At 67.2% G+C, this 23,054-nt stretch carries 18 protein-coding genes and 2 pseudogenes; 12 read left to right on the top strand and 8 right to left on the bottom strand.

Annotation, left to right across the window (positions count from 1 at the left end; translation table 11 throughout):
• Positions 1–383 precede the first annotated feature (383 nt).
• The 3 genes from BSIN_RS14945 to BSIN_RS14955 form a co-directional block, all read right to left on the bottom strand.
• On the bottom strand, positions 384–1,988 hold the full coding sequence (locus BSIN_RS14945; protein WP_089341087.1) for an aldehyde dehydrogenase (NADP(+)): 1,605 nt from the start codon (positions 1,986–1,988) through the stop codon (positions 384–386).
• Positions 1,989–2,072: 84 nt separating this feature from the next.
• Positions 2,073–3,698, bottom strand: a complete 1,626-nt coding sequence (locus tag BSIN_RS14950; RefSeq protein ID WP_089341088.1) for an APC family permease — start codon at positions 3,696–3,698, stop codon at positions 2,073–2,075.
• A 263-nt stretch (positions 3,699–3,961) separates the two neighbouring features.
• Positions 3,962–4,882, bottom strand: a complete 921-nt coding sequence (locus BSIN_RS14955; protein ID WP_069236229.1) for a dihydrodipicolinate synthase family protein — start codon at positions 4,880–4,882, stop codon at positions 3,962–3,964.
• Between the two features lie 228 nt (positions 4,883–5,110).
• Between BSIN_RS14955 and BSIN_RS14960 the strand changes: the two genes are divergently transcribed.
• The 5 genes from BSIN_RS14960 (at position 5,111) to BSIN_RS14980 (ending at position 9,652) form a co-directional block, all read left to right on the top strand.
• Positions 5,111–6,043, top strand: coding sequence for a 4-hydroxyproline epimerase (locus BSIN_RS14960; protein ID WP_089341089.1), 933 nt, complete (start codon positions 5,111–5,113; stop codon positions 6,041–6,043).
• Positions 6,040–7,182, top strand: coding sequence for an NAD(P)/FAD-dependent oxidoreductase (locus tag BSIN_RS14965; protein ID WP_059520722.1), 1,143 nt, complete (start codon positions 6,040–6,042; stop codon positions 7,180–7,182). Before BSIN_RS14960 ends, BSIN_RS14965 begins: the two co-directional genes overlap by 4 nt.
• Positions 7,179–7,412 (top strand): 2Fe-2S iron-sulfur cluster-binding protein, encoded by a 234-nt coding sequence (locus BSIN_RS14970; RefSeq protein WP_059520723.1) that lies wholly within the window; start codon positions 7,179–7,181, stop codon positions 7,410–7,412. The genes BSIN_RS14965 and BSIN_RS14970 overlap by 4 nt, the downstream gene beginning before the upstream one ends.
• Positions 7,409–8,701: an NAD(P)/FAD-dependent oxidoreductase gene (locus BSIN_RS14975; protein ID WP_089341090.1), complete on the top strand. Its 1,293-nt coding sequence runs from the start codon at positions 7,409–7,411 to the stop codon at positions 8,699–8,701. Before BSIN_RS14970 ends, BSIN_RS14975 begins: the two co-directional genes overlap by 4 nt.
• A 144-nt stretch (positions 8,702–8,845) precedes the next feature.
• On the top strand, positions 8,846–9,652 hold the full coding sequence (locus BSIN_RS14980) for an AraC family transcriptional regulator (protein ID WP_059520725.1): 807 nt from the start codon (positions 8,846–8,848) through the stop codon (positions 9,650–9,652).
• 94 nt (positions 9,653–9,746) lie between these two features.
• On the opposite strand, the gene BSIN_RS14985 is transcribed toward BSIN_RS14980, so the two are convergent.
• The 3 genes and pseudogenes from BSIN_RS14985 to BSIN_RS26805 form a co-directional block, all read right to left on the bottom strand.
• Positions 9,747–10,019, bottom strand: a complete 273-nt coding sequence (locus BSIN_RS14985; protein WP_059520726.1) for a hypothetical protein — start codon at positions 10,017–10,019, stop codon at positions 9,747–9,749.
• Positions 10,020–10,455: 436 nt separating this feature from the next.
• Positions 10,456–11,502, bottom strand: a pseudogene (locus BSIN_RS26800) (4-hydroxyphenylpyruvate dioxygenase family protein); the annotation flags it as partial.
• A 126-nt stretch (positions 11,503–11,628) separates the two neighbouring features.
• Positions 11,629–12,444 (bottom strand): annotated as a pseudogene (locus tag BSIN_RS26805) (sugar phosphate isomerase/epimerase family protein); the annotation flags it as partial.
• A 211-nt stretch (positions 12,445–12,655) separates the two neighbouring features.
• On the opposite strand from BSIN_RS26805, the gene aroQ reads away from it, so the two are divergent.
• The 3 genes from aroQ to BSIN_RS15005 all read left to right on the top strand — a co-directional run bounded on the left by aroQ (position 12,656) and on the right by BSIN_RS15005 (position 15,456).
• On the top strand, positions 12,656–13,111 hold the full coding sequence (gene aroQ / locus BSIN_RS14995; RefSeq protein ID WP_059520728.1) for a type II 3-dehydroquinate dehydratase: 456 nt from the start codon (positions 12,656–12,658) through the stop codon (positions 13,109–13,111).
• Entirely contained in the window at positions 13,108–13,962 is an 855-nt protein-coding gene (locus BSIN_RS15000) for a shikimate dehydrogenase (RefSeq protein WP_059520729.1), read from the top strand. The genes aroQ and BSIN_RS15000 overlap by 4 nt, the downstream gene beginning before the upstream one ends.
• Positions 13,963–14,118: 156 nt before the next feature.
• A complete protein-coding gene (locus tag BSIN_RS15005) occupies positions 14,119–15,456 on the top strand; it encodes an MFS transporter (RefSeq protein WP_089341092.1) in 1,338 nt (445 codons plus the stop codon).
• Positions 15,457–15,548: 92 nt separating this feature from the next.
• Here BSIN_RS15005 and BSIN_RS15010 read toward each other — a convergent pair whose 3' ends face one another.
• Positions 15,549–16,658, bottom strand: a complete 1,110-nt coding sequence (locus tag BSIN_RS15010) for a 2-aminoethylphosphonate--pyruvate transaminase (RefSeq protein ID WP_089341093.1) — start codon at positions 16,656–16,658, stop codon at positions 15,549–15,551.
• 194 nt (positions 16,659–16,852) lie between these two features.
• Here BSIN_RS15010 and phnS point away from each other — a divergent pair, with 194 nt between their 5' ends.
• From phnS to phnV, 4 genes are all read left to right on the top strand, one after another.
• A complete protein-coding gene (gene phnS / locus BSIN_RS15015; RefSeq protein WP_059520732.1) occupies positions 16,853–17,935 on the top strand; it encodes a 2-aminoethylphosphonate ABC transporter substrate-binding protein in 1,083 nt (360 codons plus the stop codon).
• Between the two features lie 29 nt (positions 17,936–17,964).
• Positions 17,965–19,062, top strand: coding sequence for a 2-aminoethylphosphonate ABC transport system ATP-binding subunit PhnT (phnT, locus tag BSIN_RS15020; protein ID WP_089341094.1), 1,098 nt, complete (start codon positions 17,965–17,967; stop codon positions 19,060–19,062).
• Positions 19,040–19,993 carry a 2-aminoethylphosphonate ABC transporter permease subunit gene (gene phnU, locus BSIN_RS15025; protein WP_089341095.1) on the top strand — a complete coding sequence of 318 codons (954 nt, stop codon included), beginning with the start codon at positions 19,040–19,042 and terminating at the stop codon, positions 19,991–19,993. Before phnT ends, phnU begins: the two co-directional genes overlap by 23 nt.
• A 245-nt stretch (positions 19,994–20,238) precedes the next feature.
• Entirely contained in the window at positions 20,239–21,093 is an 855-nt protein-coding gene (gene phnV, locus BSIN_RS15030) for a 2-aminoethylphosphonate ABC transport system, membrane component PhnV (RefSeq protein WP_089341099.1), read from the top strand.
• 494 nt (positions 21,094–21,587) lie between these two features.
• Here the strand turns inward: phnV and BSIN_RS15040 are convergent, their stop codons facing one another.
• Entirely contained in the window at positions 21,588–22,805 is a 1,218-nt protein-coding gene (locus BSIN_RS15040) for a DUF2863 family protein (RefSeq protein WP_089341097.1), read from the bottom strand.
• Between the last annotated feature and the right edge of the window lie 249 nt (positions 22,806–23,054).

Below are 23,054 nucleotides of genomic sequence, written 5' to 3' on the forward strand. Positions count from 1 at the left end.
GGTCGCCGCGTTGGGATACAGCAGTAGTAATTTAGGCGCATGCCATCCGGCGGGGAAGGCAAGTCGTTATCCCGGTATGGCTTATGACAGGTTTCGATTCGACTGTCGCAGCAACCGTCGTAGCCCAGGCCGTCGGCCATGACGGAGTGCGTGCCGGCGCCGGGCCGATTGGGCACGGGCAGGGCTCTGTCCGTCTTTTTGCCGGGATCGCCACGCACACGGGCAGCCGGCAGCCGCGATGCGAACCGCCGGTGTTGCGCTGCTCCGGCGTGATGGCGCGGGCAATGGCGCGTGCATGCGCGCCGGATCGTCCGTGATGTCCGAGCGCGCGCATGCCGCCGGGCGTGCCGATGATCTTCGACGGGCGCAGCCGGTGCACGCACCTAACTCGCTGCGTTCGCTTCCCGTGCCTGCCGCGGTTCGGCGGCGCCGTCGAGCCGGCGCGGCACGCTCAGCGGATTGCCGTCACGCAGCGCGTCGGGCAGCAGCGCATCCGGCACGTTCTGATACGAAACGGGGCGCAGGAAGCGCTCGATCGCCCGTGCGCCGACCGACGTCGTGCGCACGTCCGACGTCGCCGGAAACGGGCCGCCGTGCACCATCGCGTGGCCAACCTCGACGCCCGTACCGAAGCCGTCGACGAGGATGCGCCCCGCCTTGCGTTCGAGCGTTGGCCGCAACGTGCGGAACAGCGGCGCGTCGCCGTCGCCGAGATGCGCGGCGATCGTCAGCTGGCCTTCGAGCGAGCGCAGCGTGCGATGCAGCGTGTCGAGATCCGCGCAGCGGACGATCAACGACGCCGGACCGAATACTTCGTCGCGCAGTTCGGCGTGCGACGCGAACGCCTGCGCCGACGTTGCGAACAGCGCCGCGCGTGCCTGATGCCGGTCCCCCGCGATGCCTTCGCCAAGCTGTTCGAGCGCATCGTGCGATGCCAGCCGCGCGACGCCTGCGACGTAGCTCGCGTGAATGTGCGGCGTCAGCATCGTCGCGGGCGCGGCGGCGGCAACCGCGCGGGCCGCCGCGCGCTCGAACGCGCGCAGCGCCGGGCCGTCGATGCCGAGCACGAGGCCGGGGTTCGTGCAGAACTGGCCCGCGCCGAGCGTCAGCGACGCAACGAACTGCTGCGCGATCGCATCGTGCCGCGCCGCGAGCGCGCCCGGCAGCAGCAGCACCGGATTGATCGCGCTCATTTCCGCATAGACGGGGATCGGCTCGTCGCGCGCTGCCGCGATGTGCATCAGCGCGAGGCCGCCGCGCCGCGAGCCGGTGAAGCCGACCGCCTTGATGCGCGGATCGGCGACGAGCGCCTGCCCGATCTCGTAGGATGAGTCGAACAGCAGCGAGAACACGCCGTCGGGCATCCCGGATTCGCGCGCGGCCGCCTGGATCGCGCGGCCGACCAGCTCCGACGTGCCCGGATGCGCGCCATGGGCCTTGACGATCACCGGGCAGCCGGCCGCGAACGCGGCTGCGGTGTCGCCGCCCGCGACCGAGAACGCGAGCGGAAAATTCGATGCGCCGAACACCGCAACCGGCCCGATAGCGATATTGCGCAGCCGCAAATCGGCGCGCGGCTGAGGCTGACGGTCGGGGCGGGCGGAATCGATCCGCACGTCGAGAAAGCCGCCGTCGCGCACGAGTTGCGCGAACAGCGCGAGTTGACCGACCGTGCGTGCGCGTTCGCCTTCGAGGCGCGCGCGCGCCAGCCCCGTTTCGGTGGCGCAGCGCTCGATCAGTGCATCGCCGAGCGCGACGATTTGACGGCCGATCGCATCGAGAAACGCCGCGCGGGCTTCGAGCGGCGTTTCGCGATAGGCGTCGAATGCATCGTCGGCAAACGCGCAAGCGTGGTCCAGATCGCGCAGGCTCGCGCCGCCGAATGCGGGCTCGATCGGCTCGCCGGTGGCGGCATGGATGGCGCGAAACGAGCCGTTGTGTCCGGGCACCGCGGATTGACCGATCAAAAGCTGGCCTGTGAGTCGCATGGTTTTCCTCGAAAAAGGGCTGGCCGGGTATCGTCTGCCCGGCCGTCAAACAAAAAGCGTTGTATCGGCAGGAGGGCACGCGTATCAGTGCTCGTCGTCCTCGAGCTGCAACTTCGCGCGCGGCACCCCGGTATGCGCGCCCCAGTAATAGATGACGAGCGCGATCACCGCGACGGCGCCCGTGTCGTAAGGGTGCGCGAGACGGCCGATGCCGCCGAAGCCGCCGAGATACGACACCGCGATCATCAGCGCGTAGAACGCGATCAGCCACAGCGACGAGCGCACCTGTTCGGCCAGGCTCAACTGCTGGGTGGGCGCCCAGCGGCGGCACGCAAGGTAGATCGCGTACATCGCGATCTGCAGGCCGAGCAGCCACGACACCGTGCTCCAGCCCGACCAGTAGACGATCAGCGCGGCAATCACGAACGATGCCGGGCCGGTGAGCGCGAACGCGCTCGCGCGGAACGGCCGCGGCAAGTCCGGCGCGGTGCGGCGCAGCGCGGCGACCGATACCGGCGCGAGCGCATAGCTCAGCACGAGCGCGGCCGATACGGTGTTGATCAGCGCTTCCCATGAGGGGAACGGCAGCGTCCAGAAGATCGCGAGGCCGAACGTGAGCCACAGCCCGGCGCGCGGAATGCCGGAGGCTTCGTCGACGCGCGTGAAGACCTTGAAGAACGTGCCCGTCTTCGCCCAGCCGTAGACTACGCGCGGCGTCGCGTTCATATAGATGTTGCCGCAGCCGGACGGCGAAATCATCGCATCGGCGACAACCATGTACGCGAGCCAGCCGACGCCGAGCGCAAGCGCGATGTCGCGGTACGGCAGCGAGAACGCGTGGCTGACATCGCGCCAGCCGTGCGCGAGCGCCGCGGCCGGGATGCTGCCGACGAACGCGAGCTGCAACAGCACGTAGATCAGCGTCGACAGCACGATCGACAGAATCAGCGCGATCGGAATCGTGCGCTGCGGGTTGCGCACCTCGCTCGCGACCGACACGATCGGCGTAAGCCCGAGATACGCGAAAATGATGCCGCCCGCCGACACCGCCATTTCGATGCCTTGCAGGCCGAACGGGGCGAAGCCGTGCGCGGTCAGATTCGCGGGCCGGAAGAACGTGAACAGCACCGCGATCACCGAGAGCGGCACGATGAACTTGAAGATGCTGATCACGTTGTTCGCCTTCGCGAACGTCTTCACGCTCGAATAGTTCAGGTAGAAGAAGAAACAGAGCAGCGCGGCCTGCACGAGCCAGCCGAGCGTCGTCGGGTTGCTCGATCCTTCGGCGGTGAGCCCCGCAAACCACGCGGCCGCATACTGGCGCGCCGCGACAACTTCGATCGCGATCAGGCTGGAGAACGCGATCAGTGTGATCGCGCCCATCAGGTAGCCGAGCAGCGGGCCGTGCGAGAACACCGGATAGCGAACTACGCCGCCCGCGCGCGGCAGCGCGGCGCCCAGTTCGCAGTAGACAATGCCCAGCAGCAGCACCGCGAAGCCGCCGATCAGCCAGGACAGGATGCCTGCCGGCCCCGCGATCGTCGATACGTGGCTCGCGGCGAACAGCCATCCCGATCCGAAGATCGCGCCCAGCCCGATGAACGTGAGATCGGTCAGCGAAAGCTGCTTCTTGAATTGGCCTCGGCTCGCGCCGGACGGCGCGGCAGGGGAAAGCGGTATGGATGGTTGCGCGTTGCCTTGGCTTGGCATGGGCTTGTCTCCTGATGTCTTCGTTTTGGTGCGTGCGGCGGCTGCCGCTGGCCCGCGCCGGCTGGCGGACGAATCGGCGAGCGGACGCGTGCTGACGCAATGCCGGCGCGGGCGACAAACGCGTCGCTGCGCTCGCGCGGCGGCCGCCCGCGCCGGCCCGGCCGGCTCACCGTCTCGGGCAGGCCCGGCTGCGGCGGCGCGCCATTACATGCGGATGACTTCGCGCGGTAACGGGCCGGCAGCCCGCAACCGGCGTTCGCCGCTCAAAGACCGACGTCCGGCAGCGCCGGGCGATTCGCGAGCGCCTGCGCGACGATCGCCTTGACCTCGTCGAGCGCTTGGCCTTGCAGCGCGAGGCGCGGCGGGCGCGTGAGCGCGCTGCCGCGGCCCATCAGCTCTTCGCACAGCTTGATGCACTGAACGAGATCCGGCCGAGCATCGAGGTGCAGCAGCGGCATGAACCACCGGTACAGCGCGAGCGCCTCCTCGAAGCGCTTCTGCTTGGCAAGGCGAAACAGCGTCTCGCCCTCTTTCGGAAACGCGTTCGACATCCCCGATACCCAGCCTTGCGCGCCGAGCGCAATGCTTTCGAGCACCACGTCGTCGAGCCCGGCGAACAGCACGAAGCGATCGCCGAGCGCGTTGCGCAGATCGATGAAGCGGCGGGTGTCGCCCGACGAATCCTTGAAGCAGACGATGTTGTCGCAATCCTGAAGCGCGATCAGCACGTCGGGCGTTACGTCGTTCTTGTAGACCGGTGGGTTGTTGTAGACCATCACCGGCAAATCGGTGCTGGCCGCGACCGCGCGGAAGTGCGCGGCCGTTTCGCGCGGCGTGGCCGAATAGACGAGCGCGGGCATCACCATCACGCCGTCGACGCCGGCGCGCGCCGCCTCGCGTACCGTGTCGCATGCGAACTGCGTCGTGAATTCGGCGATGCCGGCGACCACCGGCACCTTGCCGCCCGCGGCATCGCGCGCCGCTTCGATCACCGCGCGTTTTTCCGACGTGCTCAGCGACGTGTTCTCGCCGACCGTGCCGCAGACGACGAGGCCCGACACGCCGTCGTTCACCAGGTTTTTCACGACGCGGTGCGTCGCGTCGACGTCCAGCGAAAAGTCCGGCTTGAACTGGGTGCTGACGGCGGGGAACACCCCGCTCCATTGAATGGCATGACCGCTCACTGAAAATCTCCTGCGTTCGAATGGGATGGCCGACGCGAACTGTCGGTGAGGCATCCAGTATTGCCGTCGAAAAGCCGTGGCGCTTGAGGCTTTTCCAACCGTGAAAAGATGAAATCGGCACAGCCGCCCGCTTGTGCCGATTTCGTCGCGCGCATCATCGAAAACCCACAAGCGGCCGGACGTCCGACGCGGGAAGCTATGCATCTTTCCACCTCGAATCGACGCAATATGAAGCGCATCCACATCATCGATTCGCATACGGGCGGCGAGCCCACGCGCGTTGTCGTAGACGGTTTTCCGGCGCTGGGCGACGCGCCGATGGCCGAGCGTCTCGCGACGCTTGCACGCGAGCACGACCGCTATCGGACCGCGTGCATCGTCGAGCCGCGCGGCAGCGACGTGCTGGTCGGCGCGCTGTTGTGCGAGCCGGTCTCGGCCAGCGCCGCGGCGGGCGTGATCTTCTTCAATAACGCCGGTTATCTCGGCATGTGCGGGCATGGGACGATCGGCGTCGTGCGCACGCTGCATTATCTGGGCCGTATCGCGCCGGGCGTGCACCGGATCGAGACGCCCGTGGGCGACGTCCACGCGACGCTGCACGACGATCTGTCGGTCAGCGTGCGCAACGTGCGCGCGTATCGGTACCGGCGGGGCGTCGTCGTCGACGTGCCGGGGCACGGCACGGTGACGGGCGATATCGCATGGGGCGGCAACTGGTTTTTCCTCGTCAACGACCACGGCCAGCGCGTCGCGGCAGACAACGTCGCGGCGCTGAGCGCCTACGCGTCCGCGCTGCGTGCGAGCCTCGAGCGCGCGGGCGTGAGCGGCGAGGGCGGCGCGTTAATCGACCACATCGAACTGTTTGCCGACGATCCCGAGCACGACAGCCGCAGCTTTGTGCTATGCCCGGGCCTCGCTTACGACCGCTCGCCTTGCGGCACCGGCACGAGCGCGAAGCTCGCGTGCCTGGCCGCGGACGGCAAGCTCGCGCCCGGCGCGACATGGCGGCAGGCGAGCGTGATCGGCAGCGTGTTCTCGGCGAGCTACGCGCCCGCCGAAGGCGGCGTCGTACCGACGATCCGCGGCCGCGCGCACCTGAGCGCCGAGGCGACGCTCTTGATCGAGGACGACGATCCGTTCGGCTGGGGCATCGTTTCGTGAACCTCGCGCATGATTCGCAGGCCGATGTCGTGGTGATCGGCGCGGGCATCGTCGGTGCCGCGTGCGCGCACGAATTCGCGCTGCGCGGGCTGCGCGTGCTGGTCGTCGACGACGGCCGGGGCGGCGCGACCGGCGCGGGGATGGGCCACCTCGTTGCGATGGACGGCAGCGCCGCCGAACTGGCGCTCGCACATTACTCGATCGGGCTGTGGAACGCGCTGCGCGATGCGATGCCCGAGGCGTGCGCATACCGCAATTGCGGCACGCTGTGGCTTGCGGCCGATGCGCACGAAATGGATCTCGCGCGCGCGAAGCAAGCCGCGCTTGCCGAGCACGGCGTGGCGGGCGAGCTGATCGGGCGCGCTGCGCTCGCCGCGCTCGAACCGATGCTGCGTGCGGATCTCGGCGGCGCGCTGAGGATTGCCGGCGACGGCATCCTGTACGCGCCCGCCGCCGCGCAATGGCTGCTGTCCCGGCTGCCGGGCGTGACGGTGCGTCGCGCGAAGGCGGTGGCCGTCGAAGGCGCGAGCGTGACGCTCGACGGCGGCCGCACGCTGCGCGCGGCGCACGTCGTCGTCGCGAACGGCGTTGCCGCGCGCGAGCTGCTGCCCGAGCTGCCGCTCGTGCCGAAGAAGGGGCATCTGGTGATCACCGACCGCTATCCGGCGCGGGTGTCGCATCAACTCGTCGAGCTGGGCTATGCGGCGAGCGCGCATGCAAGCGGCGGCACGTCGGTCGCATTCAATGTGCAGCCCAGACCCACCGGTCAGTTGTTGATCGGTTCGTCGCGGCAGTTCGGCACCGACGAGCCGGGCGTCGAGATGCCCGTGCTCGGACGGATGTTGCGCCGCGCGATCCATTATTTGCCCGCACTTGCCGATCTCAATGGCATCCGCGCATGGACGGGCTTTCGCTCGGCCAGCCCCGATGGCCTGCCGCTGCTCGGCGAGCATCCGTCGCAGCCCGGCCTGTGGCTCGCGCTCGGGCACGAGGGGCTCGGTGTGACCACCGCGCCCGGCAGCGCGCGCGTGCTGGCCGCGCGAATGTTCGGCGAGCGCGCGGCGATCGACGTCGAGCCGTTTTCGCCGGGGCGTTTCCTGCCGACGCCGGGCATCGCGGCAAGCGGAGCGTTGCAATGATCATTTATCTGGACCGCCGCGCGCTGGCCGTGGCCGACGGCATGACCGTCGCGGCCGCGATTGCGCTGAGCGGCGACGATACGGCCCGCACATCCTGCAGCGGCGCCGCGCGCGCGCCTTTTTGCGGGATGGGGATTTGCCACGAATGCCGGGTGACGGTCGATGGGCGGCGCATGCTCGCCTGTCAGACGCTTTGCCGCGAAGGCATGCAGGTGGAGCGAACGAGATGACGAACGAACGTCGCAGCGTCGATGTGGCGATTATCGGCGCGGGGCCGGCGGGGCTGGCGGCGGCGCGGGCTGCCGTGCGCGGCGGCCGCACGGTCGCGGTCATCGACGACAATCCGCGGGCGGGCGGGCAAATTTGGCGGCAAGGGCCCGCCGCCGTGCTGCCGGCGCGGGCCGCCGCCGCGTTCGGCGTGTTGAGCGAGCCGGGTGTGCATTATCTCGCGCTCACGCGCGTCGTTGCCGCGCCTCGGCCCGGTGCGTTGTTGCTGGAGGACGCGCAGCACGCGCTGCTGCTTGACTACCGGGCGCTGATTCTGTGCTGCGGCGCGCGCGAACTGCTGCTGCCGTTTCCCGGCTGGACGCTGCCCGGCGTGACGGGCGCGGGCGGCTTGCAGGCGCTGATCAAGGGCGGCTTGCCGGTGCGCGGCGAGCGCATCGTGATCGCGGGCAGCGGGCCGTTGCTGCTCGCGTCGCTCGCGACGGCGCGGACGGCGGGCGCGCAGGTGGCCGCGCTCGTCGAACAGGCGCCGCGCGCCGCGCTTGCGCGCTTTGCGCTGTCGCTCGCGGCGGCGCCGGCGAAGCTGGTGCAGGCCGTACGTTTGTCGCGCGGCTTCGTCGGTACGCGCTACCTGACGGGCAGCGTCGTACGCGCCGCACATGGCGACGCCCGCGTGCGCGCGGTCACGATCGAGCGCGGCGGTGCGCGCGAAACGCTCGATTGCGACCGGCTCGCATGCGGCTACGGCCTGGTGCCGAATGTCGCGCTTGCGCGCGCGCTCGGCTGCGATGTTCGCGATGGCGTGATCGCGACGCACGGCGCGCAGCGCACGTCGGTCGAGCGGATCTATGCGGCGGGCGAATGTACGGGAGTGGGCGGCGTCGAGCTTGCGCAGATCGAAGGGGAACTGGCCGGGCTTGCTGCAAGCGGTGCGGATGCGACGCCCGCCGGCCGCCGGCGGGCCGCCGCGCTGCTGCGCCGCCGCGATGCGTGGCGGCGTTTCGCGGCCCGCGTCGCCGATGCGTTTGCGCTTGGCGCTGCCGCCCGCGCGCTGCCGCCTGACGACACGCTGTTGTGCCGCTGCGAGGATGTGACGATCGGCGCGGTGCGCGCGCATGCATCGGCGCGTGACGCGAAGCTGGTGACGCGCTGCGGGATGGGCGCGTGCCAGGGGCGGGTTTGCGGCGCGGCAGCGCACGCGTATTTCGGCTGGGACGACGCGACGCCGCGCGAGCCGTTCTCGCCGGCGCGAATCGGCAGCCTGGCTTGCGATGACGCCCGCGCCGAAGCTTGACGCCGGCCGGCTGCGTCGCGTCGGAATGCTGCGCGCAGCCGCAAGCGGATCACGGCTGGAGGCGGCTGCTTCGGTCGCCGCTTCATCGCTGCTGTGACGGCTCCTATAATCGACGCCATCCGTGTCCCGATACACGAGTCTTCCATGATGACCTTGCTTGCCGTGCCGCCTGCAACCTCGTCCGCCATCCGGCCGGACGACACATCGGACAATACGAGCGACGACGGCTTCGCCGCGCTGCTTGCGCACTTCACGCAGCTCGAACCGGTGTTCGATGCGCTTCCCGACGTCGCGTTCTTCGTCAAGGACGCGCATGCGCGCTATGCGCTGGTGAACCGCACGCTCGCGCAACGCTGCGGCTACAAGGACAAACGCGCGTTATACGGCAAGACCGCCGCCGAAGTCTTTCCGATCCGCTTCGGGCGCAGCTATGCGGAGCAGGACCGCGCGATCATCGGCGGCGGCCGGCCGCTTGCCGACCAGCTCGAATTGCACCTGTACGCGGGCCGCGAGCCTGGCTGGTGCCTGACCTGCAAGGAGCCGCTGCGCGATGCGCGGGGGCGCATCGTCGGCATCGCCGGGCTGTCGCGCGATCTGCGCGCGCATGAGAGTTCGCACCCGGCCTACAGCCGCATTGCCGACGTGGTGCGCCATATCCACGAGCATTACGCCCAGCCGCCGAACCTCAAGCATCTTGCGCAAATGGCGGGGATGTCGGTCGCGCAGCTCGAACGCTATTTCCACAAGGTATTTCATCTGACCCCGCGGCAGATGCTGCTGAAAGCGCGCCTCGATGCCGCGACGGCGTTTCTCGTCACGCACGACAAGGTCACGGACGTCGCGGCGCTATGCGGCTATACCGATCACAGCGCATTCACGCGGCAGTTCAAGGCGACGGTGGGGGTGACGCCGACCGAGTATCGGCTCGCATTGCAGGAGGGCGGCGCGTAAGCGTGCGCATTTGTTCCGCGCGTCGGGCTTCGGGCCGGCGCGCGCGGCGATGCGGGAATTCGGATTCGACGGGCGCCGCCGCAGGCCGGAAAGATCAACGGTAGCCGAGGCCCTTGAGCACGGCCGTGCCGTTTTCCGTCAGACGAAAAGCGGGCGACGAATCGGCATCGGAACTGATTCGTTCGACGAGACCGGCTTCCTGCAGCGCAGGCAGCTCGGGTTTGGCGTTTGCGCCGATGGGCGCGTGCAGCATGATCAGCAGCGTCGCGATTTCGTGATGGCTCAGCAGGCGGCGCAACATGGTTTTCGATTTGGCGGGGGGCGCGGTGGTTTGGCCCGCGGCAGACGTATCGTCGACAGGGGTCATTCCATTCTCCTATGCGAACATTGGGACGGATGATGCCGTGGCTTTCTTAAGCGATGCTTAAAGCGCTCGTGAAAGGGCGGGGCTGTGCCAAACCGCGTGGTCTGACCAAAGCGAATTCGGGTTGCACCGAGGCTGGCGCGTCGGCGCCTGCTGTGCCGCGGGTGCTATCTCGGGCCGGCCGCACGCACCATCGACGCAAGCGGGGCCGGGGTGTGCGGTGCAGTACGGTTTCAGCCTGAACGGCCGTGTCGAAATCGTAGGACGAAAGTGAGGCGAAGCCGGATGCGTCGCGTAGCATTTCGCTTCCAGCACCCAGCGTTCAATACCGGCACGCCCCACGCGCACCGCCAGCGCCCCCCGTCCGTAGCGGGCCGTCTCGACAGCGAAGGTGCCGCCAGACGCGGCACTCATTGCCCATGCCGCGCCCGCGACTGGCTCACTTCCTGCGCTGGGCCTGTGCGGCAAGCCGCACCGCCGCGTTTGCCGCGCCGTAGCCGTCGTAGCCGCCGCGCCGCTCGACAAGCTCGAACGAAAAGCGGTTATCGACCAGCTCGGTATAGGCATGCAGAAATTCACCCCCCGTCTCGTCGCGGTCGTACAGCAAATTGTGCCGGCTCAAATGTTCGATCGTGTCGTCGGGCAGCGCGTAGCGCGCGGCGAGATCGTCGTAGTAATTGCGCGGAATCCGGAGGAACGGCACGCCGTCGGCCGCGAATTCGGCGATGGCCGTGGCGATGTCGTCGGTGCGAAACGCGACGTGATTGAGCCCCGAGCCTCGATAGCGATGCAGCGATTCGACGAGCGCCGTGTGCCGGTCCACCGACGCGTTGAGCGCGATGCGCACCGAGCCGTCCGCGTTGCGCACCGCGCGGCTTCTGACGAGCCCGTAAGGGTCCGGCACCAGCCAGTTGCGTTCAGCCTCGAAGCCGAACACGGTCTTGAAGAACAGCACCCAGGCGTCGAGCGCGTCGGCGGGCAGCGCGAGGCAGACGTGATCGATGCCGATGATCGGGCCGACTTCGCTGGGGCCGTCGATGTCGGTCAGCACGAAATCCGATTCGTAAAGCGTCGGCGCGCCGGGCGTTTCGTCGACGAAATATTCAAGGCTGCCGTCCGGCGCGCGCACGCCCGGCACGACGCGCTCGTTCGGGCCGACGCGGCCCGAGAACGGCGCATAGCCGTAGCCCGCCGCGCGTTCGAGCGCGCGCCGCGCATCGTCGACGCGAAACGCCGCCGCGCATAGCGACAGTCCGTGCGCCTGGAAGAACGCGTCGGCGAACGAATCGCGCTCGGCGTTCAGCACGATCGACGCCGCGCCATGCCGATACAGCATCACGTCCTTCGACCGATGGCGCCCCGCGAGACGAAAGCGCAGCTTGTCGAGCCAGCCGGCCACGTTGCTGGCGGCGGCCGCGTCGACCGCGAATTCGATGAACTGCACGCTGCTATGCGCGGGCGCGGGCGGCGGCGCGAACAGCGGCGGCAAGTCCGTTGTTCGCGAATGCGCCGGGGCGTGCGGCGAGGCCCGCGCTGCCGCTGCCGCCGCCGATGCGTTCAACGATGATGCGTCGGGCGCCGGTCTACCCGCTTCGGTATTCGATTCCCGAATCAACCGCGCGCGCGTCATCTCCTCGAGATAGAGTAGCGACCGGTAGCCGTCGGATGCCGTCGCGGCGGTCGGCGCCGCGCGAAATCCGTCGTTGAAGATTTCGAGCGACAGCGGCCCGTCGTAACCCGATTCGATCACGCGGGCGGTGAAGCCGGCGACGTCGAAATCGCCCTGGCCCGGAAACGACCGGTAGTGACGGCTCCATTCGAGCACGTCCATCGCGAGCCGCGGCGCATCGGCAATCTGGACGAACGCGATCCGTTCGCCCGGAATCTGCGCGATGCCGTCGGGCGAATCGTCGAGCGCGAGCGTGTGGAAGCTGTCGAGCGCGAGGCCGAGGTGCGGATGATCGACCGCGTCGATGAGCTGCCAGGCGTGTGCGTAGGTCTTCACGGTACGCGCCCAGGCGAGTGCTTCATAAGCGACGACGACACCCGCCTGTTGCGCGGCGATGGCGAGCGTGCCCAACTGGTCGACGAGCAGCGCGTGGTCGTCGAGCGTGTCCGGCGACACGCTGCTGCACAGCAGGATGCGATCCGTTCCCAATTCATGCATCAGATCGAATTTGCGCTTCGCGCGCTCGAGATTGCGCGCGAGCCGCTCGGGCGTCACCCCTTCGAAATCGCGCAGCGGCTGAAACAGCACGATCGACAGGCCGAGATCGGCGGCGATGCGGCGCACGTCGGCGGGCGAGCCGTCGAAGTACAGCAAGTCGTTCTCGAAAATTTCGACGCCGTCGAAGCCCGCCGCGCGAATTGCGCTGAGTTTCTCGACGAGCGTGCCGGACAAAGAGACGGTGGCGATCGAACGTTGCATGGTTGGATTTCCTGCTGGCAAATGACGAAGCGTGCCCGTGCCGGGGCCAGGTTACGATTATAGAAACTAACTAGATGGTACAAATTATAGAAAACCCGGACAGACGCTGCACGCGTATGCGTGCACACTGACGTCCAATGCCGAGGCCGCGGCTCGGGCCGACCGCCGCGGCTGATATACATACGTTGCTGTTTTTGCCGGAGAGTCATACATGAGCAAGCCGAAGGTGCTGGTTCTAAACGGGCCAAACCTGAACCTGCTGGGAACGCGCGAGCCGCATATATACGGCTCGCAAACATTGCAGGACGTCGAGCGGCTTTGCGCGGACGTCGCGCATACGCTGGGCCTCGCGCTGGAATTCCGGCAGTCGAATGCCGAGCATCAGTTGATCGACTGGTTGCACGAAGCGCGCGAGCGCGTGCAGGGCATCGTGATCAATCCGGCCGCGTACACGCATACGTCGGTCGCGCTTGCCGACGCGCTCACGGCGCTCGGCAAGCCGGTTATCGAAGTGCATATCTCGAACGTCCACCAGCGCGAAACGTTCCGGCACCATTCGTTCGTGTCGGCAGTCGCGCACGGGGTGATCTGCGGCTGCGGTACGCAAGGCTACGCGTTCGCGCTGCAGCGGCTCGCGACGCTGCTCGTCCGGGAGACCGCGCAATGACCGCACGCTCGTTTTTGATCGGGCTGATCGGCTCGGGGATCGGCGCGTCGTTGTCGCCCGCGATGCATGAGGAGGAAGGGCGCCGGCAGGGCTTCAATTACGTCTACCGCCGCATCGATCTCGACGCGCTGCGCTTGTCGGCCGATGCGTTGCCAGATCTGCTGACGGCCGCCGAGCGGATGGGCTTCGACGGCCTGAACATCACGCATCCGTGCAAGCAGCGCGTGATCGGCTGTCTCGACGAACTGTCGGCCGACGCGGACGCACTCGGCGCGGTCAATACGGTGCGCTTTGCCGACGGACGGCGCATAGGCTACAACACCGACTGGTCGGGCTTTGCGAAGGCATTCGCGAGCGGGCTGCCGGGCGCGTCGCTCGAGCGCGTCGTGCAGCTTGGCGCGGGCGGCGCGGGCGCGGCGGTGGCACACGCGGCGCTGACGATGGGCGCGGCGGCGCTCACGCTGTTCGACATCGATACCACGCGTGCGCAGCAACTCGCCGGGCAGTTGCAGGCGCGTTTTCCGCACGCACAGGTCAGCGCGGGCGATTCGCTCGACCACGCGCTTGCCGCCGCGAGCGGCCTGATCCACGCGACGCCGACCGGCATGCTCAAGCATCCGGGGTTGCCGCTGCCCGCCGGGCTGCTGCGCGGCGAGCTGTGGGTGGCCGATATCGTCTATTTTCCGCTCGAAACCGAATTGATCCGCACCGCGCGGGCGCTCGGTTGCCGCACGTTGCCGGGCGGCGGCATGGCGGTGTACCAGGCGGTCGATGCATTCGAGATTTTCACGGGCCGTGCGCCGGATGCGGCGCGGATGCTCGAGCATTTTCAGGCGCTCGTGCGCCGCTGAAAATCCGCCGCCGGACAGCGGACTCAGAGATCAGGCCGCTTGCAGGCTTGCTGAGGACGCAAACCGCGCCGGGACAGGCGGGCTTTCCGGTGTGCGTCCGGCGGCCGCCCGGCGGCAACCGATGTTGCATTCAATCGAAGATATAAGGAGACACTGATGCCGCAGCCAATCCACCCCGACGTCACATCTGCCTCATCCGCCCGCGCCGGTGCGAGTGCGGTGCAGCCGCGCTCGAACGCGCGCTATCGGATTCTCGCGCTGCTTGCGATCGGCACGATGATCAATTATCTCGATCGCACGGTGCTGGGCGTGGCGGCGCCGGGGCTGACGAAGGAGCTCGGGATCGGCGCTGCGGCGATGGGCGTGATGTTTTCCGCCTTCTCGTGGACCTATGTGCTGTCGCAGGTGCCGGGAGGGCTGCTGCTCGACCGCTTCGGCAGCAAGCTCACCTATTACTGGTCGATGACGCTATGGTCCGCGTGCACGCTCGCGCAAGGTTTCGTGCATGGCGTCGCGCCGCTCCTCGCGTGCCGGCTTGGCCTCGGCGTGACCGAGGCGCCGTGTTTCCCGACCAACAGCCGGGTCGTCGCGACGTGGTTTCCGCAGCAGGAGCGTGCGATGGCCACCGGCACTTATACGGTCGGCGAGTACGTCGGCCTGGCGTTCCTGAGCCCCGTGCTGTTTGCGCTGATGGGCGCGTTCGGCTGGCGCTCGCTGTTTTGGGCGGTCGGCGGCGTCGGCATCGCGTTCGGCCTCGTCTGGTGGAAGTGCTATCACGAGCCGCGCGATCATCCGCGCGCGAACGCAGCCGAGCTTGCCTATATCGATGCGGGCGGCGGCCTGGCGCAGCAGCCGGCATCGCGCGCGCAGCAGTCGTTCAATTGGCGCACGGTCCGGCAACTGCTTGGCAAGCGGCAGCTCGCGGGCATCTGCATCGGTCAGTTCGCCGGCAACTCGACGCTCGTGTTCTTTCTCACGTGGTTTCCGACCTATTTGGCCACCGAGCGCCACCTGGGTTGGCTGAAAATCGGCTTTTTCGCGGTGCTGCCGTTCATCGCGGCCTCGGTTGGCGTGATGTTCGGCGGCATGCTGTCGGATTGGCTGTTGCGCCGCGGAAAATCGGCGAATGTCGCGCGCAAGCTGCCGATCATCACGGGGCTGCTGCTTGCGTCGACGATCGTGCTCGCGAACTACGTGAAGAGCAACGAAGCGGTGATCGCGATCATGTCCGTTGCGTTTTTCGCGCAGGGAATGGCGGCGCTCGGCTGGACGCTCGTATCCGATATCGCGCCGCAAGGGCTGCTTGGCGTCACCGGCGGCGTGTTCAATCTCGCGGCCAATCTCGCGGGCATCGTCACGCCGCTCGTGGTCGGCTTTATCGTCGCGGCGACTGGGTCGTTCGTGGGGGCGCTTGCGTTCATCGGCGTGGTGGCGCTGATTGGCGCGCTGTCATATATCTTCGTCGTCGGCGAGATCAAGCGGATCGTGCTGTAATCCGCGTCGTCGAGCGCCGGCCGCGGTGCCTCGCGGCCGGCGCTCGACATGACATTCCCGCGCGCATGCAATTCAGACGAGCCGGCCCTGCATCAACGCAGCCTGATCCCAAGCGTATCCAACGCCCGTCCGATCGCCGCCACCGCGTCACGAACCTCCTGCACGCCGATTGCGCCAATGCACGCGACGCGAAACGTATCAGCCGTCGTCAACCGGCCCGGATACAGCAAATAGCCGGCTTCGCGCACCGCCTTGTATAACTCGTGGAACGAGTAAGCGTGATCGCGCGGCGCGTGAAACGTCGCGATCACCGGGCCTTGCGCGCGCGCGTCGAGAAACGGCTCGAAGCCGAGTCCGCGCATGCCGTCGATCAACACGTGGCAGTTCTGCGCATAGCGCGCACCGCGCGCCGGTTGCCCGCCCTCGGCGAAGAACTGATCGAGCGCCGCGCGCAATGCGGCCAGCACGTGCGTCGGTGGTGTAAAGCGCCACTGCGACGTGACGCGCATATACGTGTACTGATCGTGCAAATCCAACGCAAGCGACGGCGAGCGCCCCTCGCAGCTTCTCAACAGCGTGCGCCTCACGATCGCGAAACCGATGCCGGGCACTCCCTCGACACACTTGCCGCTCGCCGAGATCACCGCGTCGATCGGGCTGTCCGCGAGCGCGATCGGCAGCGCGCCGAACGAGCTCATCGCGTCGACAATCAAATGCTTGCGATGTCGCCCGCATACGGCGGCGATTTCGTCGAGCGGATTGACGATGCCCGCACTCGTCTCCAGATGCACGAGCGCAACGTGCGTGATCGACGGATCGCGCGCGAGCGCCTCGTCGAGCGCTTGCGCGCACACCGGCTCGTGCTCCGCGAACGCCAGCTCGACGTGCGCAATGCCAAGCCGGGTCAGGATGCGTGCGATCCGGGCGCAATACGCGCCGTTGTTCGGTACCAGCACGCGGCCGTCGCGTGGCACGAGCGTGCCGAGCGTCGCCTCGACCGCGAACGTGCCGCTGCCTTGCAGCGGCACGCAGACGAATTCGTCCTGTCCCTGCGCGATCCGGACGAGATCCGCGCAGACGCTGCGGGTCATCTGGGTGAAATCGACGCCCCACGCATCCCAATCTCGCAACATCGCCTCGCGCGTGGCGTGCGACGTCGTCAGCGGGCCTGGAGTCAGCAAAATGGGATCGGATGCATGCATTGCCGGGTGGTTCCTTGTTCGATAAAAGGGGCAGCAGAATCGGTCGGGGCTTGTGCGGTATCGCGGGAAAACGTGCGGCCGTTCTGAATTTGAAGTGCCTTCACGGGGCTGTCATCGAACGTTGTGATGCTTACGTTTTTTGCGAAAAACCGCAGCCTTTGGCTGTTTGCGGATCACCCTACAGAGAGGCGGAGATGACGCATTCGAATTCCCCGTGCCGCGGCGCTTGGCGCCGCCTCGTGCTGGCAGCCGGCGCGGCGATGGTGTTGCAGGGTGTCGCGGTAAAGGCGCAGGCGGCTGCGGTCGTGCTGTATACGGCCGACGGTCTCGAGAACCTGTATCGCGACGTGCTGCCCGCGTTTGAAAAACAGGCGGGCGTGAAAGTCAACATCGTCACGGCGGGCAGCGGCGAGGTGGTGAACCGCGCGAACGTCGAAAAAGGCTCGCCGAAGGCCGACGTGATCGTCACGCTGCCGCCTTTCATTCAGCAGGCGGGCCAGCTGGGCCTATTGCAACCGTACCAGAGCGTGAATTACAAGAATGTGCCCCAGATCGCAAAAGCGGAAGACGGCACCTGGGCAACGTTCGTCAACAACTATTTTTCGTTCGCGATCAACCCGGCCGTCGTGAAAAGCCAGCCGAAGACGTTCGCCGATCTGCTGCATCCCGATTACAGCGGCAAGCTCGCGTATTCGAACCCGGCGACGGCGGGCGACGGAATGGCCGTGATCATTCTGACGAGCGCGTTGATGGGCGAGGACAAGGCATTCGACTATCTCGCGAAGCTCGAGCGCGGCGTGAAGTTCCACACCAAGGGAACGGGTTATCTGAACGTGCTGCTGTCGCGTAACGAGATCGCGGTGGCCAACGGCGATCTGCAGATGGATCTCGACGACGCCGAGCACGGCGGCCTGTCGATCAAGCCGGTCTTCATCGCCGCGAAGGAAGGCGAGCCGCCGACGACGTTCCAGCTGCCTTACGCGATTGGTCTGATCAAGAGCGGCCCGAACCAGGACGCCGGCAAGAAACTGATCGATTACCTGATGTCGGCCGACGTGCAGGCCAAGGTGCCGGACATGTTCGGCATCCCGGGCCGTACCGACGTGCCGCTCGCCGGCAAGAACGGCGAAGCGGTCAAGCGCGCGATCGCCGGCGTGAAGCTGATTCCGGTCGACTGGAACGCCGTGATGGCGAAAAAGCCGGTTTGGACCGAGCGCTGGAAGAAGGAAGTGATCGGCGATTCGGGCAAGCAGACCGAAGTCGTCAAGCCGAAATAAGCGGCGGCCAAGCCGAAGGACGAATACCGGTGGATACTGCGAGCTTTTCGCCTCCCGGCGCGTTCGGCGCGACGCAGCCTCAGGCAGCGCCGCGCACGGGCGCGCCGGGCGGCGTGCATATCGGGCACCTGAGCGTGCGCTACGGCGCGCGCACGGTGCTCGACGATCTATCGCTCGATATCGGCGCGGGCGAACTGCTCGCGGTGCTCGGTCAAAGCGGTTGCGGCAAGACCACCTTGTTGCGTTTCATCGCAGGCTTCGTGAACGCCGATGGCCTGAGCGGCACGCTGAGCGTCGCCGGCCGCGACCTGACGCACGCGCCGCCGCACAAGCGCAATCTCGGCCTGTTGTTCCAGAACTATGCGCTGTTTCCGCATCTGTCGGTGTTCGAGAACGTCGCGTTCGGGCTGCGCGCGCGACGCATGGCGTCCGGCGAGATCGCGCGGCGCGTGACAGATGCGTTGAAGCTCGTGCAATTGGGCGATGCCGGACATCATCTGCCCGCGCAGTTGTCGGGCGGCATGCAGCAGCGGGTGGCGCTTGCGCGCGCGCTCGTCATCGAGCCCGATGTGCTGCTGCTCGACGAGCCGCTGTCGGCGCTCGATGCGAACCTGCGCGCATCGGTGCGCAGCGAATTGAAGGCGCTGCACGAGCGGCTGCCGAACTTGACCGTCGTGTGCGTGACGCACGATCGCGACGATGCGCTCGTACTTGCCGACCGCGTGTTGCTGATGCGCGAAGGGCGGATCGCGCAACTCGGCACGCCGCAGCAGCTCTACGACACGCCGGCCGACGGGTTTGTCGCACGTTATCTCGGCGCGGCGAATCTGCTGCCGCCGAGCGTCGTGTTCGCGCTCGGCGATGCTCGCCACGACATACGTGACAAGGTCGCATGCGTGCGGCCCGAGCGGCTGACCGTGCGCCCGTTGGGCGAAGGGCGGCTGCACGGGACGATCGCATCGGTCGAATGGCATGGCGCGGCGTTGTCGCTGAGCGTCGTGCTCGATGCCGCATGCGACGAGCCCGTGCTCGTCATGCAACAGCGCGGCCGCGGCCGTCCGCCCGAGCGCGGCGCGCGCGTGTCGCTCGATTGCGAGGCGGACGATGTCGTCCTTATCGCACCCTGAATCGCACGCGGCGCGCGCCGCCGCAGGCGGGCGCGCCGATGCCGGCCGCCTGCGCGCGTCGGCCGCCGAACACGATGCGGCGGCGCGGCGCCGCGAGCGCCGCGCGAACCTGCGCGTCGTCGCGCTCGCGGCGCTCGTGCTCGGGCCGCTCGTGCTGTATCCGCTCGTGCGTCTGGTACTGCTGAGCATGATCGACTCACACGGGCCGACGCTCGCCGCCTATCGCACGTTCTTCTCGAACCATGACGTCCGCGACGTGCTTGGCAAGACGCTGTGGGTGCTGTTCCTGAGCGCGGGCACGGCGTCGGTGACGGGCGTGCTGCTCGCGACGCTGCTGTTTTTCCGGCCGTTTCCCGGTGCATCGATTGTGACGCGCTTTCTCGAGCTGTATGTCGCGTTTCCGTCGTTTCTCGTCGCGTTCACGATGATTTTTCTGTACGGCTCGCAGGGATCCGTCAGCATTGCACTACAGCGTCTGTTCGGCCTCGACGCGCCCGCGCTCGATTTTCTGTTCGGCACGGGCGGCGTGATTCTCGCGCAGACGGTGTTCTACACGCCGTTCGTCGTGCGTCCGGCGCTCGCGTCGTTCGCGACGCTCGATCCACGGCTCGTCGAGGCGGCGGCGAGCCTGGGTGCGAACGGATGGATGCAGGCCCGGCGCGTCGTGCTGCCGCTTGCGTGGCCCGGAATCGCAGCGGGGGTGATCCTGTGTTTTTTGCTGACGTTGAACGAATTCGGCATTCTGCTCGTGCTGGGCAGCGCGAAACTCGTGACGCTGCCAGTGGCGATCTACAGCAGCGCGACGGTCGATCTCGATCTGCCGGCAGCGGCGGCCGGCTCGGTCGTGATGTTGACGATCTCGCTGACGCTTTATGCGTTGTACCGGCGGATGAGCCGGCGCGCGAATGAAGGCGGGCGCCATGCGGAGTGACGAACGTGCCCGCGCGGCGGTATTGGGCGACGGCAGCGTGACGGCCGAAAACCGTGCGTTCAGCGCCGTGATTTCGCGGGGCCATTGCGCGATGTCGTCGGCAGTCCGCGCGGATATCCCCGCGGCATCCCCAAGATGGCGGCAACCGCCGATGTTTGTCCCGCCGCCGCCATGTCGCGGCGGGAATCCGTTATTTGCTGAAGCACGCGCCCGAGGCGGCGTGGCCGTGCCGAGAGAAGAGCGAGATGCCGGCTGAGTTTTCGTCGCGCCGCATCGCGGTGCCGCGCCGAGAGCCGCGCTGGACCGATGCGGCGGCGCGTCTTGCGTCGCGTGCGCTCGTCATATTTGCCGCCATTGCCTGCTGCTGGCTGTTCGTGCTGCCCGTTGTCGTCGTTGCACTGTCGAGCGTGGCCGCGCAATGGTCGGGCACGATACTGCCCGCCGGCTATAGCTTGCGCTGGTATGAGCGCCTCGGCCGGCCCGAATTCGACGCGCTTGTCGCGAGCCTGGAAATCGGGCTTGGCGTGGCCGTGCTCGGCACGGCGCTCGGGATCGCGCTTGCGCTCGTGCTCGAAGCACGCGGCCGGCGCGGGATCGGCGCGTTCGTCGACGCGCTCGTGATGTTGCCGAACGGCGTGCCGAGCGTCGTGCTCGGGCTCGCGGTGCTGATCGCGTATCACACGAAACCTGTCGATTTGTCGAGTTCGCCCGCGATCGTCGTGCTTGTGCAGCTTGCGCTGGTACTGCCGTTTTGTTACCGATGCGCGGCGGCGGCGCTGCGTCCGGAATTGACGGTGTTGCGCGAGGCGGCGGCAAGCCTGGGCGCACCGCCCGCGATGGTGTTGTTGCGCGTGCTGTTGCCGCAACTCGTGCCCGCGATCCGCGCGAGCCTCGCGTTGGGTTTCGCGCTGTCGCTCGGTGAGCTTGGCGCGACGCTTACGGTCTATCCGCCTGGATTCGCGACCGTGCCGATCGTCGTGATCGGCGATGTCGAGCGTGGTTACTACCTGCCCGCATCGGCGTTGTCGCTGCTGCTGCTCGGCACGTCGCTCGTCGCTCTTATCGCGATCGCGGCGCGCGCGCCGCGGCCGCGGCGTTGAGACGCGAAGGATGTATCAAAAGAAGTCCGCCCGGAAGGCGCGGGAAATGCAAGAAGCGATCCGGCGCCCAGGCCTGCCTGTCATCGAACCTGAACCGATGGCATGACGGCCGGCGATCACGCCCATGTTCGATCGCATGCCTTCACGCCGAGTCGACGGCAGCAAGCCGACGACGGGCTTCGCGAGCGTGTCGTCAATGAGTTGCGCACAGAAAGAGAAAGGGCCGCTGCGAGGGCGCATGCGGGCGGCGAGCCAAATTCGCTGAGCGGCGTGCGAAGCGAGCCGCGGCGGGGCTTGCACGCGTCGCCCGCACGAACTGCGATAGCTATGTGCGATGTGCGGCTGCCATTGACAGCCCATGCCGGCGCGGCGGGGCCGGCGGGGCGAACCCTCGCCCAATCCAATGCGTCGACGGGCTCGCCATCGTCAATATGACGAGCCGCCGCGCTCCGTCTGCTTCGCAGTCCTGGCGGAACAGACGGGCGGAAGATGCCTTAATGGAAGTGCGGCTGCGACGCAGACGCATCTTCCGGCATCTCCGCATGGACGATCTCGCCGAGCGGATCGGCATACAGCGGCACGCCGCAGTCGTCGCAGTATTCGGGTTCGAACCGGCCTGGGTGACGGCGGATATCGGTGATGCCCGCTTCCTTCAGCAGCGTCACGATTTCCTCGAGCGGCCCGTCGACAGGCGCTTCGGACTCGAGCGTCGCGTCGTCGGCGGCCGCGTCGCCGTTCTCCCTGCCATACAACGGCCAGACGACGCCATAAATCACATCGTTGCTGCCGCGCCGGGTGAAGGCAACCCGATATTCGTCGATCCGGCGCTCGCCAAAGCCGGCGATCACGGCGCGCAAGTCCTGCGGCGTGGCGCCTGTCGTATCGAATAGATAGCGGATCGCCGTGCGCACGGTATGCGGGCGGATCCGCTCGTCGGCATCGCGGCAGGCGGAATAATAGGCATCGGGTAGCAGGCACTCGAATTCACAGCCGGGCAGCGCCGCCGTCAAATTCGCGCCGCCTTGCGCCGACCATTGCTCGAGGCACTGGCCGCGCTCGAGGCGCATGCCGTGTTCTTCTTCCTGCCAGCGAAAGAGCGGTGCGCCGACGGGTGCGGCCGCCACGGCAAGCAGGAAGCGTGGATCGGCGAGAATCGGCGAGGTTTCGGGCAAGTCGCCGAAGTTGAGCTTGACCGGGTGATTGCCGAGCGCTGCATGAGCGAGTTGCTGCGCGAGTCGATAGGTTTCGACGTGGTGACGGGGCAACTGATCGATGCTGTAAAGAAACGGGGCCATGGCGACGAGCGTGCCCTGCGCGAGCACGTGTGCTTGCAGATGAGTACGCAATAGGTCGGCGATCTCGGCCTTCAACGCGCCCGACGGAATCATATAGCGAGTCCACGCGAGCACGGGAATGGCAACGAGAAGCGCCTCGTATGGCTTGCCGTCGACCTCGACGGCAAGCGATTCACTATGCGTCTCTGCCATGTCGGCGAGCGCGCCGTAGGCGTCCGGATGATTCTGCTGAAGGTGGTCGAGCGCGGCGTCGAGGGTGGTCTGGTTGCCGTTGCGCACGATCTTCGCGAGCAGAGCGTCGAGCTTGGCTTCCCAGAAGCGATCTTCGACGCGGCTACCGGACGCGAACAGCGCGAGCGACAAGCCGACCAATTTGTCGGCATCGGGGGGGAGGCGTTTAGCGGTTCGCTGGCGCATAGATAGACATAATTGGATGCGAGGAACCTGTCATTTTAGTCTGTTCCGCGAGGGTGCTGCGGTTTGCGACTTTCTGGCCGAAGCGTCACATGGGGGGAGCGGTGACTGGATTGCCTGAGAGAGAGAAATTTCGAGATACGCTTGCATGTAATGAATCTTATGACTAGAATCACGCCTCTTTCGCTGAAACGGAAACGGACAGCGGGGGAGAGAGAAGGAAGCGCGGCCGACTGCTAGAGAGGGAGTTGA

Source organism: Burkholderia singularis, from assembly GCF_900176645.1.
Taxonomy (GTDB): domain Bacteria; phylum Pseudomonadota; class Gammaproteobacteria; order Burkholderiales; family Burkholderiaceae; genus Burkholderia; species Burkholderia singularis.

Bases quoted from the DNA above. Each gene is read 5' to 3' on its own strand.
- phnS (WP_059520732.1), top strand. From the start codon at position 16,853: ATGACGCATTCGAATTCCCCGTGCCGCGGCGCTTGGCGCCGCCTCGTG.
- BSIN_RS14960 (WP_089341089.1), top strand. From the start codon at position 5,111: ATGAAGCGCATCCACATCATCGATTCGCATACGGGCGGCGAGCCCACG.
- BSIN_RS14985 (WP_059520726.1), bottom strand. From the start codon at position 10,019: ATGACCCCTGTCGACGATACGTCTGCCGCGGGCCAAACCACCGCGCCC.
- BSIN_RS15010 (WP_089341093.1), bottom strand. From the start codon at position 16,658: ATGCATGCATCCGATCCCATTTTGCTGACTCCAGGCCCGCTGACGACG.
- phnU (WP_089341095.1), top strand. From the start codon at position 19,040: ATGTCGTCCTTATCGCACCCTGAATCGCACGCGGCGCGCGCCGCCGCA.
- BSIN_RS15000 (WP_059520729.1), top strand. From the start codon at position 13,108: ATGACCGCACGCTCGTTTTTGATCGGGCTGATCGGCTCGGGGATCGGC.
- BSIN_RS14970 (WP_059520723.1), top strand. From the start codon at position 7,179: ATGATCATTTATCTGGACCGCCGCGCGCTGGCCGTGGCCGACGGCATG.
- BSIN_RS14945 (WP_089341087.1), bottom strand. From the start codon at position 1,988: ATGCGACTCACAGGCCAGCTTTTGATCGGTCAATCCGCGGTGCCCGGA.
- phnV (WP_089341099.1), top strand. From the start codon at position 20,239: ATGCCGGCTGAGTTTTCGTCGCGCCGCATCGCGGTGCCGCGCCGAGAG.
- aroQ (WP_059520728.1), top strand. From the start codon at position 12,656: ATGAGCAAGCCGAAGGTGCTGGTTCTAAACGGGCCAAACCTGAACCTG.
- BSIN_RS14980 (WP_059520725.1), top strand. From the start codon at position 8,846: ATGATGACCTTGCTTGCCGTGCCGCCTGCAACCTCGTCCGCCATCCGG.
- BSIN_RS14975 (WP_089341090.1), top strand. From the start codon at position 7,409: ATGACGAACGAACGTCGCAGCGTCGATGTGGCGATTATCGGCGCGGGG.
- BSIN_RS15040 (WP_089341097.1), bottom strand. From the start codon at position 22,805: ATGCGCCAGCGAACCGCTAAACGCCTCCCCCCCGATGCCGACAAATTG.
- BSIN_RS15005 (WP_089341092.1), top strand. From the start codon at position 14,119: ATGCCGCAGCCAATCCACCCCGACGTCACATCTGCCTCATCCGCCCGC.
- BSIN_RS14950 (WP_089341088.1), bottom strand. From the start codon at position 3,698: ATGCCAAGCCAAGGCAACGCGCAACCATCCATACCGCTTTCCCCTGCC.